The 16505-nt window shown below is 42.8% G+C and carries 15 protein-coding genes and 2 pseudogenes; 16 read left to right on the plus strand and 1 reads right to left on the minus strand.

Annotated elements, in window-relative coordinates; all coding sequences use genetic code 11:
• Nucleotides 1-106: 106 nt before the first annotated feature.
• The 15 genes and pseudogenes from DDV21_RS04675 (at nucleotide 107) to DDV21_RS04740 (ending at nucleotide 13631) form a co-directional block, all read left to right on the plus strand.
• Nucleotides 107-1632 (plus strand): annotated as a pseudogene (locus tag DDV21_RS04675) (IS3 family transposase).
• Nucleotides 1633-1899: 267 nt separating this feature from the next.
• Entirely contained in the window at nucleotides 1900-3558 is a 1659-nt protein-coding gene (locus DDV21_RS04680; RefSeq protein WP_116879130.1) for a ribonuclease J, read from the plus strand.
• Between the two features lie 80 nt (nucleotides 3559-3638).
• On the plus strand, nucleotides 3639-4430 hold the full coding sequence (locus DDV21_RS04685) for an alpha/beta hydrolase (protein WP_116879131.1): 792 nt from the start codon (nucleotides 3639-3641) through the stop codon (nucleotides 4428-4430).
• Nucleotides 4431-4700: 270 nt separating this feature from the next.
• Entirely contained in the window at nucleotides 4701-5201 is a 501-nt protein-coding gene (locus tag DDV21_RS04690) for a DUF1307 domain-containing protein (protein WP_116879129.1), read from the plus strand.
• Between the two features lie 142 nt (nucleotides 5202-5343).
• Entirely contained in the window at nucleotides 5344-6060 is a 717-nt protein-coding gene (locus tag DDV21_RS04695) for a M57 family metalloprotease (RefSeq protein ID WP_116879128.1), read from the plus strand.
• A gap of 156 nt (nucleotides 6061-6216) precedes the next feature.
• Nucleotides 6217-6498, plus strand: coding sequence for a TIGR04197 family type VII secretion effector (locus DDV21_RS04700; RefSeq protein ID WP_116879165.1), 282 nt, complete (start codon nucleotides 6217-6219; stop codon nucleotides 6496-6498).
• Nucleotides 6499-6502: 4 nt separating this feature from the next.
• Complete coding sequence (locus tag DDV21_RS04705) at nucleotides 6503-6925, plus strand: hypothetical protein (RefSeq protein ID WP_117287779.1); 423 nt, start codon at nucleotides 6503-6505, stop codon at nucleotides 6923-6925.
• A 149-nt stretch (nucleotides 6926-7074) separates the two neighbouring features.
• Nucleotides 7075-8877, plus strand: coding sequence for a DUF3114 domain-containing protein (locus tag DDV21_RS04710; RefSeq protein WP_117287780.1), 1803 nt, complete (start codon nucleotides 7075-7077; stop codon nucleotides 8875-8877).
• 47 nt (nucleotides 8878-8924) lie between these two features.
• Complete coding sequence (locus DDV21_RS04715; RefSeq protein ID WP_116879167.1) at nucleotides 8925-9497, plus strand: hypothetical protein; 573 nt, start codon at nucleotides 8925-8927, stop codon at nucleotides 9495-9497.
• A 40-nt stretch (nucleotides 9498-9537) separates the two neighbouring features.
• A complete protein-coding gene (locus tag DDV21_RS04720; RefSeq protein ID WP_117287781.1) occupies nucleotides 9538-10341 on the plus strand; it encodes a DUF3114 domain-containing protein in 804 nt (267 codons plus the stop codon).
• A 3-nt stretch (nucleotides 10342-10344) separates the two neighbouring features.
• Nucleotides 10345-10824, plus strand: coding sequence for a hypothetical protein (locus DDV21_RS04725; protein WP_116879190.1), 480 nt, complete (start codon nucleotides 10345-10347; stop codon nucleotides 10822-10824).
• Between the two features lie 54 nt (nucleotides 10825-10878).
• Nucleotides 10879-11082 (plus strand): DUF3114 domain-containing protein, encoded by a 204-nt coding sequence (locus tag DDV21_RS04730; RefSeq protein ID WP_259293372.1) that lies wholly within the window; start codon nucleotides 10879-10881, stop codon nucleotides 11080-11082.
• Between the two features lie 3 nt (nucleotides 11083-11085).
• The gene (locus DDV21_RS11895) at nucleotides 11086-11403 is read left to right on the plus strand and encodes a hypothetical protein (RefSeq protein WP_241964704.1); all 318 of its coding nucleotides are present in this window, start codon (nucleotides 11086-11088) and stop codon (nucleotides 11401-11403) included.
• Complete coding sequence (locus DDV21_RS11900; RefSeq protein WP_241964705.1) at nucleotides 11363-11584, plus strand: hypothetical protein; 222 nt, start codon at nucleotides 11363-11365, stop codon at nucleotides 11582-11584. Before DDV21_RS11895 ends, DDV21_RS11900 begins: the two co-directional genes overlap by 41 nt.
• 133 nt (nucleotides 11585-11717) lie before the next feature.
• A complete protein-coding gene (locus tag DDV21_RS04740) occupies nucleotides 11718-13631 on the plus strand; it encodes an ABC-F family ATP-binding cassette domain-containing protein (protein ID WP_116879141.1) in 1914 nt (637 codons plus the stop codon).
• 196 nt (nucleotides 13632-13827) lie between these two features.
• Here the strand turns inward: DDV21_RS04740 and DDV21_RS04745 are convergent.
• A pseudogene (locus DDV21_RS04745) lies at nucleotides 13828-15080 on the minus strand (ISL3 family transposase).
• A 369-nt stretch (nucleotides 15081-15449) separates the two neighbouring features.
• On the opposite strand from DDV21_RS04745, the gene DDV21_RS04750 reads away from it, so the two are divergent.
• On the plus strand, nucleotides 15450-16418 hold the full coding sequence (locus DDV21_RS04750; RefSeq protein WP_116877395.1) for a thiamine pyrophosphate-dependent dehydrogenase E1 component subunit alpha: 969 nt from the start codon (nucleotides 15450-15452) through the stop codon (nucleotides 16416-16418).
• Nucleotides 16419-16505: the final 87 nt, after the last annotated feature.

The following is a 16505-nucleotide window of genomic DNA, read 5'->3' on the forward strand; positions in this document are numbered from 1 at the left end:
TCCCCTTATAGTAGTGGACAGTGAAAAAACAAAAAGTCACTAGAAACTATAGGAGGAGTTTTCGTATGTCTAAAAAAGTCCAAAATCAGTAGAGGAAAAACTAGCCATTATTCAATGAGCTCTTAATCATGAACAGTCAGTTGAACAGTTAAGTCGATACTATCAAGTTGATTCCTCAACGATTAATAGATGGCTAACTCGTTATCAAAAATATGGTGTGACAGCTCTAAAAGACAGGCGAACATGGAAAAACTATTCTTATGTCCTAAAATATCAAGCCGTTCAAGATGACCTTTCTGGTAAAGGCTCTCTAAGGGATATTTGTTTAAGGTATGATATTTCCAGTAATGAGGTTCTCAGAAAGTGGATAAAGCGTTATACCAGTGGTGAAGACTTAACAACTACTAGTAAAGGAAAATCACAGATGAATCAAGGACGTAAAACCACTTTTGAAGAACGGGTCGAGATTGTTAACTTCACCATTGCTCACGAGAAAGATTATCAAGCTGCCATAGAGAAGTTTGGTGTTTCTTACCAACAGGTCTATTCTTGGGTACGGAAATTTGAGCAAGAAGGTCGTCAAGGACTGTTGGATAGACGAGGAAAGGGATTAGAAACAAAGCCTAACTTAAGCCCAGAAGAAAAACGCCAACTAAAAATCAAACAATTGGAAGAACGGAATCGATACTTAGAAATGGAGCTTGGTCTGCTAAAAAAGTTAGACGACATCACTCGCAGAAAGCAACGATAAGACAGGGAAAATACTTAAGCCGATTTCAAGCGATTAAAGACTATCATGACGAAAGACCAGATATGTCTATCCAGTCTCTCTGCCGACTATCACAGGTATCACGGTCAGGTTATTACAAATGGCTTCATCACCAAGAGACAGCTTCAGAAAAAGAAACTATTAAGCTCATGGATAAGATAAACGAACTGCATAGGCGCTATAATGGTATCTTGGGCTATCGTCGTATGACAGCTTTTATCAACCGTCAACTTGGAACCAATTACAACAAGAAGCGTATTCGTCGCCTGATGCGTATTCTAGGACTTAGCTCTGTCATTCGTCGCGTCAGACACTCTTGTACCAAAGCAGGTGAAAAGTTCTACACAGAAAACATTCTTAACCGTGAGTTTACAGCCAGTGCCCCTAATCAGAAATGGTGTACAGATGTGACCTGCTTACAGTACGGTTTAGGAAAGAAAGCTTATTTAAGTGTGATCAAAGACCTTTATGATGGCTCAATCATTGCCTATGAAATCAGTCAGCATAATGACAATCCACTGGTGATAAAGACCATTAAGAAAGCTTTAGTGCTAAATCCTGATGCAACACCTTTACTGCATAGTGACCGTGGCAGTCAATATACCTCAAAGGAGTATCGTTATATTGTTAGACAGGCTGGTCTAACACTATCCATGTCACGGGTTGGAAAATGTATTGATAACGCTCCTATGGAAAGTTTTTGGGGACATTTCAAAACGGAGTCTTATGACTTGAAGACGTTCAAAACTTATGAGGAGTTAGTGACTGATGTCAAACGCTATATCCATTTTTACAATACTCAACGTTATCAAGCCAAACTAAACAACCTGACTCCTTTGGAATTCAGGAATCAGGTTGCTTAACATTTTTATTATTTCACTGTCTACTTGACAGGGAGCTGTTCATTTTGTCCGCCTCTTCTTTGTCTTTCTAATATCAGTACAATCAAATGCCTTAAAGAACCTATTATTGAGTATTGAAAAAAGGAAATTGCCCTTTTCTGCAGGAAAGTTCAGCCAAGACCGGCTTTATACCGGAAAAAAATGAAAAAGTATGGTATACTGTAAGAGATTGATTGACAGTTTAAAAATGATTTATCATAATGATAAGTAAACAGATAAAGGAGTATCATGACTGATATAAAAATTACTGCCCTGGGCGGTGTCCGTGAAAACGGGAAAAATTTCTACATAGCAGAAGTGAATGATTCAATTTTTGTGCTTGATACAGGACTGAAATATCCTGAAAATGAGCAGCTGGGGGTTGACTTTGTTGTCCCTAACTTGGATTATTTGATTGAAAATAAAAAGCGCGTGCAGGGGATCTTTTTGACCCATGGGCATGCGGACGCTATCGGTGCTCTGCCCTATTTGATTTCCGAAGTTAAAGCGCCTGTTTTTGGTTCTGAGCTGACGATTGAACTGGCTAAACTTTTTGTCAAAAACAATGGGCCGAAAAAATTCCGCAATTTCCATGTGGTGGACAGCAATACTGAAATCGAATTCGGCGATGCGGTGGTTTCCTTCTTTAAAACAACCCATTCTATTCCCGAAAGTCTGGGTATCGTTGTCGGAACCGATAAAGGTAATATTGTCTATACCGGCGATTTTAAATTTGACCAAGCTGCCAGAGCTGCCTATAAGACAGATTTAGGACGCTTGTCTGAAATCGGGCGCGAAGGGGTGCTGGCGCTTCTTGCAGATTCCGCTAATGCCAGCAGCAAGGTGCAGACGGCCAGTGAGTCGGAAGTTGGCAAAGAGATTGACAGCGTTATAGCAGAAGCTGAAGGCCGGGTCATTGTCGCGGCGGTAGCTTCCAACCTTGTCCGGATTCAGCAGGTGTTTGATTCGGCTGCTGATCATGGCCGCCGTGTGGTTTTGACAGGCTTTGATGCGGAAAATATTGTTCGGACGGCTATTCGTCTGAAAAAACTGCGGATTGCTGATGAAAAACTGATTGTGAAGCCTAAGGATATCGGTAAATTCTCCGACCATGAACTGATTGTTCTGGAGGCCGGCCGTATGGGTGAGCCGATTAACAGTCTTGAAAAAATGACTGCCGGCCGCCACCGCTATGTGCAGATTAAAGAAGGCGACCTGGTTTATATTGTAACTACCCCAAGTATTGCTAAAGAAGCTGTAGTAGCCCGTGTGGAAAATTTGATTTATAAAGCCGGCGGTTCAGTGAAGCTGATTACCCAAAACCTGCATGTTTCAGGACATGCCAATGCCCGCGATCTGCAGCTTCTCATGAATTTGCTTAAGCCTCAGTATCTTTTCCCGATTCAGGGCGAATACCGCGATTTGGCTGCTCATGCCGATTTGGCAGAAGAGATCGGCATGTTCCCAGAAAATATTTATATTATGAAGCGAGGAGACATTATGGTTCTCGGCGATCAAGGTTTCCTGCATGAAGGCGGCGTGCCGGCAGGAGATGTCATGATTGACGGGAATGCGATTGGTGATGTAGGCAATATTGTCCTGCGTGACCGCAAGGTCCTTTCTGAAGACGGAATCTTTATTGTTGCTATCACGGTCAATAAAAAAGAGAAGAAGATTGTTTCCAAAGCTAGGGTTAATACACGCGGCTTTGTCTATATCAGGAAAAGCCGGGATATTCTCCGCGAAAGTGCGGAGCTCGTCAATACTACAGTGGCTGATTATCTGGCCAAAGACAATTTTGACTGGAGCGAACTCAAGGGCAGTGTCCGCGATGAGGTCGGCCGCTTCCTGTTTGAACAGACCAAACGCCGGCCGGCTATTCTGCCGGTTGTTATGGAAGTGCGCTGAGTTTTGACAAAAGATAATGAGAGGCTTGGAAAGTGTTTCCGGGCCTCTCTTAGAATACTTAAGAAAGAGAGGAAATGATGATGGCTTTTTTGCAAATTGAATACCATTCACAAGCTCTGGCGATGGAGCGGCGGGTCAATGTGATTTATCCTGACGCTGCCGAACTGTCTGAGACGGAAGCGAAAGATAGCGATATCCCTGTTCTGTACTTACTGCATGGGATGGGCGGCAATGAGAATTCCTGGCAGAAACGGACGAATATTGAGCGGCTTCTGCGGCATACAAATTTGATTGTGGTGATGCCGTCTACTGATTTGGGCTGGTACACCGATACTGCTTACGGCATGCCCTACTTTACAGCTATTGCTGAGGAGCTGCCGCAGATTTTACAGCGTTTCTTCCCGAATATGAGCAGAAAACGAGAAAAGACATTTATAGCGGGGCTTTCTATGGGCGGCTATGGTGCCTACAAAATTGCTCTGGCTACAGATAAGTTTTCTCATGCTGCTTCTTTTTCCGGTGCCCTTGGCCTTGGCCTGGAAGGCCAGGAACTGACTGAAAACCTTGAAAGTAAACGCGGATACTGGGAAGGTGTTTTTGGAGACTTGGAAGCAGAAGAGGTATCTGAACATTTCCTCACTCGGATCGCTGAACATTCTGATAAAAAGACAAAATTTTATGCTTGGTGCGGCTACGAAGATTATCTTTATCAATCCAATGAAAGAGCAGTAAAAGAGCTGACCGCGCTCGGCCTCGATATCGACTATCATACCAGTCATGGGAAGCATGAATGGTACTACTGGAACCAGCAGCTGGAAAAACTTTTTGACTGGCTGCCCATCCATTATGTTAAAGAAGAAAGGCTGAGCTGAAAATTACCATTAGGTGACTTTTTGATGACAATCCAATGAAAACGGTTTACAAAAAAATCTAAAAAAGGTATGATGAAACCATCTTAGTAACTGAACACGGCCTAAACGCTGTGAGAAAAAGAGACGCAATCGTTGGAAGCGTTAGCGACTGACGAGTGTGGCTGCTCTGTGAGTATAGCCTTCCCTTGAGTCTTTAGTGACTCGGCGGTCAGGCTCCTATTTTCTCTTTGTGTTTTTCACGGCCTTTGTATCTTGGTGTGTGGGGGTATCATGAAAAAAGCATTGTATTTAATTTTAGGGTTAACTCTTTCTGTGTTGGCTTTCTCTGTTCTGACCGCTTGCGGCAGCAAAAAGACAGAATCGGTATCCTATCAGAAAATCAGTGAGGTTGATGATTCGCGGGAGACGCTTTATTTTAAAGAGGGAAGCGACGAGATGACCAAACAGGTCTCTGTCTACACAGTCACTTATCAGGGAATGGAAATTTCCGGTAAAGAGGAAGCACAGAATCTTTTTGAAAATGACGTTTACAGTGCTTATAAGGATCTGGACGGTGTTGACCTCAGCTTTGATTATACAGACAGTGAAGTGACCATGACAATGGTTCTTGATTACGCTGAAGTCAATCTCAGTAAGCTGGCAGATGCTGATGAAAATCCTGAATTAAAAAAGGCTGATTACCTCAGTGTGGAGCAGACCAGTAAAAGTTTAGAAGAGAACGGCTATACAAAGGTAAAAGGGGATAACTTTCAGGAATTACAAAACAATTGATATACAGGCTGGGCTGTTTCTGCTCGGCTTTTTACATTTTTATGACGGATAGTTTTTGGCTTGATTTTTGGCTTTTTGCTTGCTATACTAAGGTTCAGGTTTTAGGATTTTTGATCTTTCAATAAAGAAATAAGGAGGGGTCATGAAAAATCTTTTTAAAATGGTCTTTTTTCTTCCGAGATTGATTTTTCGGATAATTTGGCATTTGTTCTGGGGACTGGTCAAGACAGCTCTTGTTATCGCCATTATCCTCTTTGCTTTAGCCTATTATGCTAACCACAGCGGTTCAGATATCGCACAGAGTTTTTCGGGCATGATGGACAATGTAGCGGCTTTTTTCGCTGACAGCAAGAGCGATGACCTTCAAAATAAGCTGGCCAATCTCACAACAGATGATTTCACCTATTACAGCGGTGCCCGCTGGACGCAGAATTCAGCTACTGTTTACATTGAGACCGATGTTCCTGCTTTGGTCAGTGCCTATGAAGCTGCGCTTGCTAACTGGAATGCAACCGGTGCTTTCACTTTTACGATTGTGACAGACCCTGAGACAGCAGATATTATTGCTACAGATTATTCAGACAGCAGCAGTCAGGCTGCGGGGGTTGCTGAGACAGAGGTCAATGCAGTAACCAACCATATTAATCACGTTGATGTTAAATTAAATACCTATTATCTTTTGAACGACAGCTACGGCTATACGATGGAACGGATTACCCATACGGCCGAGCATGAGCTGGGACATGCTATCGGTCTGGACCACGATGACCATCAAACTTCTGTTATGCAGTCATCGGGCTCCTATTACGGTATTCAGGAAGCGGATATTTTAGCTGTGCAGCAGCTGTATGCAGACTGACCGCAAAGAGGCTGTCCGTTGAAAAGCTAAACTTTTTGCAGCTGAGCAGATTATACTCAGCTGCTTTTTTATTTTTCAATTAAAGGTTTCACTGCTCTTGATTTTAAAACAAACTTATGCTAAAGTAAACTTAAATTTATCTTAAATGAGGTTTTCATGAGCACAGCCATTAAAAGCAGTTCTGACAGCGCCCAAGTGCATGCCACAGCCTTCCAAAATGCCACCAGCTCGCTGGGGTCACTGCAGCAGTCCAGCAAGGATGAGCAGACCACTGTTACAGGCAACAGCCTTGCCCACCAAGCTATTGACAAAATCTTGACGGCAGCCCTTGATCTCAGCACTGTTATGGCAGATCTGTCAGCCAATATCAACAGTGCCGCCGCAGAGTTTGAAGCGGCCGATCAGGCCGCCGCCCAAATGATCAGTAAGAAAGGATAAGCTGATGTTTCCCCTTCACACTCAAAGTCCCTACCTCACACCTAAGAAAGACACCACCAAACGCCCCAGCGCTGCCGAGCTTAAGCGCTGGAATGAGATGATGGACAGGGAGCTGGCAGCTCTGGGTAAGCGGATAAGGGAACACAATTACAACCAAACTTCCCCAAAAGAAGAAAAACAGGCCTCTTCCCAGTCTAGTGACCAGGAAAAAGCCCCGCTGACCCGAGCGCAAAAGCAGTTAGCTTGTCAGGAGCGCCTGGCTGAACTGAAAAAAGAAGAGAGCACGCTTGAGAATCAGGAAATGGCCATTCAGCGCCAAAAGACAGCGCTAGAAAGCCAAGACGACTGGTTTGAAGATTACAGCAGACAGCTGACTCTCCTGACAGCAGAGCTGGAGGGAGCCATGCCGTTTTTTCTTACGGTCTGACAGAGGACTGGAGCGGCCAGAAGAGGCGCTTAAGAGATGCCTTTGAAGAGGACAGAGAGCGCCTGCTGAAAGAGAGGACGCAAGCAGAGGAAGCCCTGGAAGCTGTTAAGAAAGAACGCCGCCGTATCCTGAGGACCGGGGAGGTTTAAATGAGTATTGACATGTATTTAGGGTCTTCACAGATGCAGGCCGCAAGCACAGAGGCCACCGTTGAGCAAGCCATGGCTGGCTTGGATCAGCTGGACAGTGCCGTCAGCGGTTTTTTAGACAGCGGTTCTGAGCTGAAAGGCCAGACTTATGATTCCGCCCGAGCCTACGTTCAGGCGGTTATCCAGCCCTTGAAAGAGGGGACCCGTCTTTACTTGGAGGCGGTCAGGGACAGTGTCAGCCGCTTTCCTGAAGCCTATCAGGAAGAGGTCGGTCCGGAAGATCTGAGGCAGTCAGACCTGGAAGACCAGATAGCTCAGTGTGATGCCGTCATAAAAACAGGACAGGAACTGCTGGCTGATATGCAGGCCCATCCTGTAGGGCAGAAACATGAACAGCGGATTTCTGCTATGAAAGACAGTCTGTCTCTTGTCCAAGGTGCCAGACAGGAGCTGCAGGACAAGCTGGATAAACTATTGGCTTTTAATGCACGGTCACCGCAGATTTTTGACGGATTAGCGGAGTTGGAACAGGCTCTGGCAACAGGTCGCTCTCAGACAAAGGGTGCCTGGCAGGCAGACAGTCAGACCTTTGTGATTCCCAGCGATCTCGGCTGGGCCAGAACCATAGACGATCTGAAGTTTGCCAAGGTTTATCAGGTGAGCCGTCCGGAGGGGATGTCCGATCAGGATTATCAGGTTTACCTGCGCACCTTGCATGAACAGGCCAAGGCCTTTGAGGCAGACGGGTGGACACAGGAGGCCGTACGGAAAGGCTATCTGTCTGCCGTTGCTGTGGGCTATGACAGCAGGCAGGACATTCCGCTGAGCCAGCAGCTGGCTGCTTTTTATGAAGAGGCTAGAACATTTGGGAGTGGGATTTTTCAAAAGATGTGGGGAATTGACCTCAAGAAAGCTGGAGAAAAGGCTGATAAGGCGCAGACTCTGCTGCAGATTGCCATGAGTTACAGCGGTATGCCAGAAGATGATTTGGACGGTTCAGCAGAACAGACACAGGCAATCCTAGCTCATCTATCTAAGGACTTAGCTCCAGACGCTAGATTCTGGGACAGTTTTTCCAAGGCTGTACAGGTAGCCTATCCTGGGGATAACCTATCCAGTGCTGGTGGCAATGAGACCCTTAAGCGACAGGTTCACCAGTTTCGCTATGTGATTTCTGCCCAGCAAGCGCAATGGGTGAGGGATAACTATGCAGGCAGTACAGATGAAGAAAAACTAGCCGCTTATCTGTCTACTCTTGAGGAAGGGAACGGTGCCGGTCACTATAGTTTAGATGAATCATCACGGTTGCATAATAAAGGTATATGGAATGAACGCCAGAAGAGGCTCGTGTATCCTGATGACTCATCAGCGAATTATAAAGTGACAGTTGGCTTTCATTCGGAGTTTATTATTGATGATAAAGGCAATTTTCTCAATGAAATTGATCCCGAGAAAGAAGTTGTAGATAATAAAAATGGTATTGTCAACGGTGCTAGTTTCAATTATGCGGAAGTTAATGATGATATTCATAAGCAATTGGATGTAAAAGCAGTAAGTCTATTTGATCCACAATTTAGAAAACTTGAAACTGCTGGTTATATTTCTCCAAATAATTTCACATCAGGCTTGCAAGATAGTTGGGAAGATTTCTGGTTTTCCATACGGGATAAAGGAGGAAATGGCAAATCTTGGGATGATAGTTACTGGAATAGTAACGGTATCTATAGTGAAGATGGTGTTAGTGCTCATGATAGGGTGGAAAAAGAATTAGAAGATCTGAGAAAAATCATTGAAAAAAGATAAATTTTTCTCAAATTGAAAAGTTTAAAAAGGGAAAGAGGTGGTGATAAATGTGGGTTAAGAAAAATAAACTAATGATTATCCTTCTATTTTCGATACCTATTATAATGATACTTTCATCCTGTTCTTTATCGGAAAATAGGGCACAAAATTCCCGTTTGACAAAAATCGTAGAAGATCAGGTATATGTTGAAAAATCACCTAAAGGTAATAAGGTTTATAGTTTATTTACTAGTTCAGGGACATATATCTCTTATGACGATAATGGCGCACAATATGCTACTCAAGATGATTTAAAAGAAGCAGAGATTGATAATGAAATGGGGATTTATCCCTACAGGGAATACGTTACAGGGAATTACGAAAAGAAAGGGGATTTTTATAGAGTAACAATTAAATCAGTAGTGACCTTATATTCTAAGGATATAAAATCTTATCAAAAAGGAGAATACTCTGTCATGAAGAAAGAGAATCAGACGATAAGATTTACCATTGAAAAGGACAATACCGGTTATAAAGTTAACGATGTCTATTTTAATGCTAAAAAATCTAAGACGAATCTTCCACAGACTATAGAAGATTTTATTTCTCAATATGACTATAAACCTGAAAATTTAAATTGAATAAAAATTATTTTAAATGAATTAATATTTTACCACATGAATGCTTTACAAGGTTCTGGGCACTGAGGTGGATGCCAATGGCTTCCTGCAGCTGACCAATATGAAGCTGACCGATACGGATCAAACAGGGAGCTATAGGTTCACAAAAGCGATGGATGAGGCTTTAGTCTTTGATGACAAGTTTTCCAGCCTCGTTCAGGGGGCTTACCCCCAAGGGCTGCCCAGCAAGGCTAAAGCAGGGAGTGCCGACTATGTCAAAGCGCAGCAGACCCACCAGTTCCGTTACTATCTGGACAAGAAAAACAACGATGCTCTGCGTGCCACTTATCCCGATGAGGCCAACGACTTGGAGCGAATCAAGCGATTCAATGCCGAGCACTCCTATAACAGCTTTGTGGGAGAGAAGGCCCGCTATCATAATAAATACCAGGGGAATCCTGAGGATTATCCCACGCATATTGACCAATACGGCGAGAATTACAAGTATGTCAGTTCAGGCAGCGGTTTCCACACAGAGTTCATCATCGATAAGAAGGGCAGCCTAGTCAGTCAATGGAATGCCTATGAGTTTGACGAGAATGGGATTGTCAATTCCGACCCCAATAAGGTTTACACTAAGGAAGAACAATTACAGTTAGTGGACGGCAACAGCGTCAATTATGCGGAGAATTCGGATGGTACTTATCATGATAAGGTTGATGCTGATCCAGTATCTGAATATGATCCTAAAGTCAGAAAGGAAGTTGGGAAAGAGTGGAATAATCCGAGTACCAACTCGAAATCAAAAGATTATTTTGATGTAAAAGGTTCAGAAAATAGGGCAAATAAAAGATTAGGAGAGTAAGCTATGAAACTTAATTGGAAAAAATGGATTAGTTTATGTGCTATCTCACTAATATTTCTTTTTGCATGTTCTGGTTTTAAAAGTTCAGATAAACTGACAGTAAGTATGATTCACGATAGAGTTATTTTTGGAAAGACAACAGTAGGTGATCTAAAAGATATGTTTGGTAAAGAGACTAAGTATATTGGGTCTAATGAAGCTCAGGAAATATATCGCTATTGGAATAATTCCGAGGGTGGTCTTAATTATATGCTTGAAGATAATACTGATTATTGGGAAACACTTAGATTTGATAAAAAAGCAGATACTTTTAGCTATAAAGAGTTCGATGGTTGCTATGAATACAGTGGAGACAATCTAAGCGTAAAAAGCGTTTATTTCTTTGTAATTGATAGTAAGGTATATGATATAAAATTTAATGGCAGTATTACAGATGAATCCGTCGCTAAAAAAGATAAATACCTCCGCCAAATTTTAGATTAGGATAAGTGGCTCTGTTGTTTATCTGCAGGGCGCTTTTCTTGTATATTGTGGAGAGTGGACGGCAACAGTGTCAATTATGCGGAGAAAGGCGGAGGCTCCCATACCAAGATGGATTCCAACCCGGTTTCTAAATACGACCCCGAAGTTAGAAAAAAAGTGGGTAAAGAGTGGAATAATCCGTATCCCGATAAAAGTAGAGCTGACTACTTTGATCGAGATAAATCTGAAGAAAAGGCCAATGAAAAATTAAAGAGGTAGATTATGATGTTTAAAATAATTAAGCTATTGGCTATACTTTCTGTATCAGCTATTCTCGTTTCTTGCGGGCTGCTGAACCCTTCTGACAAATACGTAGGGTCAAGAAAATTAACAGTTACTAATATCCATGACAGTATTGTCCTTGGGGAAACAACTAAGGAAGATTTAGTGAATTGGTTTGGTAAACCAGATAAAAAGATTGAGGATTCTTCAAAAGCTGTTAATCTCTATAAAGAGGATAACGGGGATAGCAACGAAGGAGGGAGCATGGATTTGTTAGATGAATACACTGATTTTTTTGAGACCGAAAAAATATGTTAAAGTATCTTATAGTGGTGGTTCTCGATATGATATCTGTTATGAATATAATAGCGGCAGCCTTGGTGTTGAATATGTACGATTCTATATCAAAGATGATTTAGTTGATAACTATTATTTCGGCGACATCACCGACGAATCTGTCGCCCAAAAAGATAAGTATTTGCGCCAGATTCTGGATTAAATGCTGTTCGGCAGAAGGAGGTCTGCGTCTAATTACCTTACTTTTTTAAGTTTTTAACTGTCATCCTGGGTTAGGATGGTTTTTTTATTTAGTGAGAGTTTGAATAATGACAGGGATCTGATAAAATAAAGGTATGATTATTTTACAAGGAAATAGGCTAGAGCGCTCATTTTCCGGTGAGGTGCTCTTTGATAATATTAATATTCGTATTGCAGAACGTGACCGTCTTGCTCTGGTTGGCCGCAACGGTGCTGGTAAAACAACGCTGCTCAAGATGCTGGTCGGGGAGGAAGAACCGACCAGCGGTGACATCAGCCGCAAGCGTGATTTATCCGTCTCTTATCTGGCCCAGGACAGCCGTTTCGAATCGGAGAAAACGATTTTTGAGGAAATGCTGCAGGTTTTTGCTGATTTACGGGAAACGGAACAGCGGCTGCGTATCATGGAAGCTGAAATGGAAGACTTAGCCGGCAGTGAACTAGAGAAGCTGATGGCTGACTATGATCAGTTAGCAGAAGCGTTCCGTTCTCGGGGCGGCTTTACCTATGAGGCAGATATTAAAACGGTTCTTAACGGCTTCAAGTTCGATGCATCGATGTGGGAAATGAAGATTTCTGAATTATCCGGCGGTCAGAATACACGGCTGGCCTTGGCAAAAATGCTTCTGGAAAAACCGGAGCTTTTAGTTTTGGACGAGCCGACCAATCATCTGGATATCGAAACAATTGCCTGGCTGGAAAATTATCTGACCAGCTATCCGGGGGCTTTGCTTATCGTTAGTCACGACCGCTACTTTTTGGATAAGGTGGCAGCTGAAACACTGGATTTGACACGGCATTCGCTGGATCGTTACGCTGGAAATTATTCCGCTTTTATGGATTTGAAGGCAGAAAAGCTGGCTGCGGAAAACAAACGTTATGAGAAGCAGGCCAAAACGATTGCCAAGCTAGAAGATTTTGTCCAGCGCAATATTGTCCGGGCTTCCACGAGTAAGCGCGCTCAGGCCCGCCGTAAACAGTTGGAAAAAATGGAACGTTTGGAAAAACCGCAGACGGGCCAGAAGTCAGCTCATATGACCTTTCAGGCGGGTAAGCCCTCCGGGAATGTTGTTTTAACGGTAAGAGATGCGGCTATCGGTTATGATGGCAGGATTTTATCCCAGCCGCTCAGTCTGGAAGTCAGTAAGTTTGATGCTATTGCTGTTGTAGGACCAAATGGTATTGGGAAGTCCACCTTTATCAAATCTATAGCAGGCGAGATTCCTTTTCTAAAGGGCGGAGCCCGTTACGGAGCTAATGTTTCTGCAGGGTATTATGACCAGAATCAGGCGCATTTAACAAAGACAAATACAGTTCTTGAAGAGCTCTGGCAGGCCTTTCCGGCCAGTCCCGAACTGGAAATCAGAAACCGGCTGGGGGCCTTTCTTTTCTCCGGTGATGATGTCAAAAAGTCAGTAGCCATGCTTTCAGGAGGAGAGCGCGCCCGCTTGCTTTTAGCCAAACTGTCTATGGAGAATAATAATTTTCTCCTTCTGGATGAACCTACTAACCATTTGGATATTGACAGCAAAGAGGTTTTGGAAAATGCCCTTATTGATTTTGACGGGACTTTAATCTTTGTCAGTCATGACCGCTACTTTATCAACCGTGTAGCAACTAAAGTTTTGGAGATTTCTGCAGCAGGGTCCTGTCTTTACTTGGGAGATTATGATTATTATCTCAGTAAAAAAGCAGAATTAGAGGTTCAGAAAGATACGGATGCAGCCTCTGACAGCAGCACGGAAGTATCCGCCTCTCTGGACTATCAGCAGCAAAAAGCCAGTCAAAAAGAGCAGCGCAGGCTAAAAAGGCAAATCAACGATATTGAACAGAAACTAGAAGAGCTGGCAGCAGCTCAACAGGAAATCCATGCACAGATGCTGTTAACAAACGAAGCAGAAGAATTAGTCCACCTGCAAGAACGATTGGAAGAAATGGCCAGCGAAGAAGAACAAACCATGGAAGAATGGGCAATTCTAAGCGAGCAGGCAGAAAGAGGGCTGAAATGAGCGGTAAAGCCAAAAATAGTTAAGGCTGTACTTAACCCCATCTCCTGCAGCTGGCTACGAGATGCCTGCTCTTACTTGGGAGCAGAGAGTCTGCTTTACTCGCTGAAAAAGTGGGATTTCAAAAAGGGCTGTCATTTTTTACAGCTGAACAGTGATGTATAACGGCTCATTGTCAACTGTAGTGGGTGACTTATAGCTAAGTACGAGAGGAGACAAAGTTCGTCTCCTCTTTTGCTATGTTCAAAGCGATAAGGATGCGAGTTTTAAAATTGTCAAAGTTCCGAAAACCAAAGGCATTACGCTTGATGTCCTTGATGAGTTTGTAGCCTCAAGTTTGGCGTTAGAATAGGGCATCTGTATGGCGTTTGTAACGTATTTTTTATAGCGAACAAGTGTGGCAAGAGTGGTTCTAAAGGTTTGATTAAGGTGTGGGAAAGCTTCTGTTATCAGGTCAAAGAAACAGTTAGCGTTTTTCTCTTGCAAGTGGAAAAGCAGGAGCTGATAAAGGTCATAGTAGCCCTGTAATTGAGGGACAAGCTGGAAGATTTTGGTCAAGCATTCTTTTGGTGTCAGGGTCTCCCTAAAAGTTCTTGAGTAAAAACGGTTCAAAGAACGTTTTCGGCTGTCTTTCAAGACCAGTTTCCAGTAGTATTTGAGGGCACGATATTCCAGAGATTTCTTGTCAAACTGTTTCATGAGTTGAATGCGAGTGTGATTAAGAGCTCGGCTAATATGCTGTACGATGTGAAATCTATCAAGAACGATTTGAGCATTAGGAAATAGAGTTTTGATAAGAGGAATATAGCTGCCAGACATATCAACGGTAACGCTTTTAACGCTGTTTCTAGCCTTTTTAGAGTACTTAAAGAAATGATTGCGAATGGTTGTTTGTGTCCGATTATCCAGGATCGTGATGATTTTCTTGGTTTCACAATCTTGAGCAATGAAGGCTAGTTTACCCTTTTGATAAGAAAATTCATCGATGGAGAGGAGCTCAGGCAGATGATAAAAGTCTTCTTTGAAGGTGAATTGCTTGAGCTTACGATGGACAGTTGACGTTGAAACAGCCAAGTTCTGAGCGATGTGTGTCAGAGCATCACGTTTGATCAAGCCTTGTGTGATCTTTTGTCTAACAGGTTCAGCGATTTGGCAGTTTTTCCGAACCAAGTTAGTCTCAGCGACTGTAACTCTGCGACAGCTTTTGCACTGGAAACGACGCTTTTTGAGTTTGATAAGACTAGGAAATCCAGCAATTTCAAGGTATGGAATCTTTGACGGCCTTTGGAAGTCGTATTTTATCTGCTTTCCCCCACAAGTTGGACAAGATTTAGGCTCATAATCAAGCCTAGCCCAGACCTCAATGTGTGTTTGACACTTAAAAACTTTATTCAGAGTAATGTTTTTATCTTTAATTCCAATCAATTCTGTAGTATGATAGAGTTGTTCCATATGAATCTTTCTAATGAGTTGTTTCAACGCTTTTCATTATAAGTCATATGGGACTTTTTGTCTGCATTAAAAAGCCCTATAATCTTCGCAGTGGATTTACCCACTACAGAAATTATAGAGCCTGTATAACAGACTGCCGGCAGTGGCCGCTGTATGTGCTGTTAGCTAGAGATAATGGAAGGGAAGGTATCTTTCCTTCTTTTTTTGAGACTGAACAGCTGAAGAATATGTGCAAAAAAGTTTGTGAAAAAAATATTTTATATAAAAGGAAAATACTGTTATAAGGCAGTTAGAAAGCGGTTCAATTAGTTGCACTTTGTGAAAAATTATCCTAGAATGAAAGAGTAAAAAAGATTTTTGGAGGACAATATGGTAACTCTGTCAAAAGAACAGCATCTGGAGATGTATTTAAAAATGGAGCGCATCCGTGAATTTGATATGCGTATCAATAAATTAGTAAGGCGTGGCTTTGTTCAGGGGATGACCCATTTTTCAGTGGGTGAAGAGGCAGCCAATGTTGGAGCTGTTGCTCATTTGAGCTATGATGACATTATTTTTTCCAATCACCGCGGACACGGTCAGTCCATCGCTAAAGATATGGATTTAAATGGGATGATGGCAGAACTGGCCGGCAAAGCGACAGGAGTTTCCAAGGGACGCGGGGGCTCTATGCACCTAGCAGACTTTGCCAAAGGGAATTACGGAACCAATGGGATTGTTGGCGGAGGCTATGCCATGGCTGTCGGTGCAGCGCTAACTCAGCAATATAAAGGAACCGATAATATTGTCGTCGCTTTTTCCGGTGACGGGGCAACAAACGAGGGCTCTTTTCACGAATCAGTCAATATGGCAGCAGTATGGAAGCTTCCAGTCATCTTTTTCATTATCAATAACCGTTACGGTATCTCTATGGATATCACCAAAGCTACCAATACACCTCATCTTTATACAAGGGCTGAAGCTTACGGTATCCCTGGATTCTACTGTGAAGACGGCAATGATGTTATTGCTGTCTATGAAACGATGGGCAAAGCTGTTGATTATGTTCGGAGCGGCAAAGGGCCGGCAATTGTTGAGGTTGAGTCCTACCGTTGGTTTGGACATTCTACAGCGGATGCAGGTAAATACCGTACTAAAGAAGAAGTCGATACATGGAAAGCTAAAGATCCAATCCTTAAATACCGTGATTATTTAACCTCTGAAAACATAGCCGATGCTAAAGAATTAGATGCTATCCGTGAGCAAGTTGTCAAAGAAATTGATGATGCTTATGAATTTGCGCAAAACAGTCCGGATCCCGACTTATCGGTAGCCTTTGAGGATGTCTGGGTCGATTAAAGAGTGCTTCAGCTATCTTGTTAAAGGTGCTAATAATAGCCGATACCATTCTGGCTCAGGCACTAGAGACCATTTCCCTCTTTGGCG

This window comes from Streptococcus chenjunshii (genome assembly GCF_003086355.1).
Taxonomy (GTDB): Bacteria; Bacillota; Bacilli; order Lactobacillales; family Streptococcaceae; genus Streptococcus; species Streptococcus chenjunshii.

What these genes read in the sequence shown, in the direction of transcription:
- DDV21_RS04680 (WP_116879130.1), top strand. Translation starts at nt 1,900, where the DNA reads ATGACTGATATAAAAATTACTGCCCTGGGCGGTGTCCGTGAAAACGGG.
- DDV21_RS04685 (WP_116879131.1), top strand. Translation starts at nt 3,639, where the DNA reads ATGGCTTTTTTGCAAATTGAATACCATTCACAAGCTCTGGCGATGGAG.
- DDV21_RS04690 (WP_116879129.1), top strand. Translation starts at nt 4,701, where the DNA reads ATGAAAAAAGCATTGTATTTAATTTTAGGGTTAACTCTTTCTGTGTTG.
- DDV21_RS04695 (WP_116879128.1), top strand. Translation starts at nt 5,344, where the DNA reads ATGAAAAATCTTTTTAAAATGGTCTTTTTTCTTCCGAGATTGATTTTT.
- DDV21_RS04700 (WP_116879165.1), top strand. Translation starts at nt 6,217, where the DNA reads ATGAGCACAGCCATTAAAAGCAGTTCTGACAGCGCCCAAGTGCATGCC.
- DDV21_RS04705 (WP_117287779.1), top strand. Translation starts at nt 6,503, where the DNA reads ATGTTTCCCCTTCACACTCAAAGTCCCTACCTCACACCTAAGAAAGAC.
- DDV21_RS04710 (WP_117287780.1), top strand. Translation starts at nt 7,075, where the DNA reads ATGAGTATTGACATGTATTTAGGGTCTTCACAGATGCAGGCCGCAAGC.
- DDV21_RS04715 (WP_116879167.1), top strand. Translation starts at nt 8,925, where the DNA reads ATGTGGGTTAAGAAAAATAAACTAATGATTATCCTTCTATTTTCGATA.
- DDV21_RS04720 (WP_117287781.1), top strand. Translation starts at nt 9,538, where the DNA reads ATGCTTTACAAGGTTCTGGGCACTGAGGTGGATGCCAATGGCTTCCTG.
- DDV21_RS04725 (WP_116879190.1), top strand. Translation starts at nt 10,345, where the DNA reads ATGAAACTTAATTGGAAAAAATGGATTAGTTTATGTGCTATCTCACTA.
- DDV21_RS11895 (WP_241964704.1), top strand. Translation starts at nt 11,086, where the DNA reads ATGATGTTTAAAATAATTAAGCTATTGGCTATACTTTCTGTATCAGCT.
- DDV21_RS11900 (WP_241964705.1), top strand. Translation starts at nt 11,363, where the DNA reads ATGAATACACTGATTTTTTTGAGACCGAAAAAATATGTTAAAGTATCT.
- DDV21_RS04740 (WP_116879141.1), top strand. Translation starts at nt 11,718, where the DNA reads ATGATTATTTTACAAGGAAATAGGCTAGAGCGCTCATTTTCCGGTGAG.
- DDV21_RS04750 (WP_116877395.1), top strand. Translation starts at nt 15,450, where the DNA reads ATGGTAACTCTGTCAAAAGAACAGCATCTGGAGATGTATTTAAAAATG.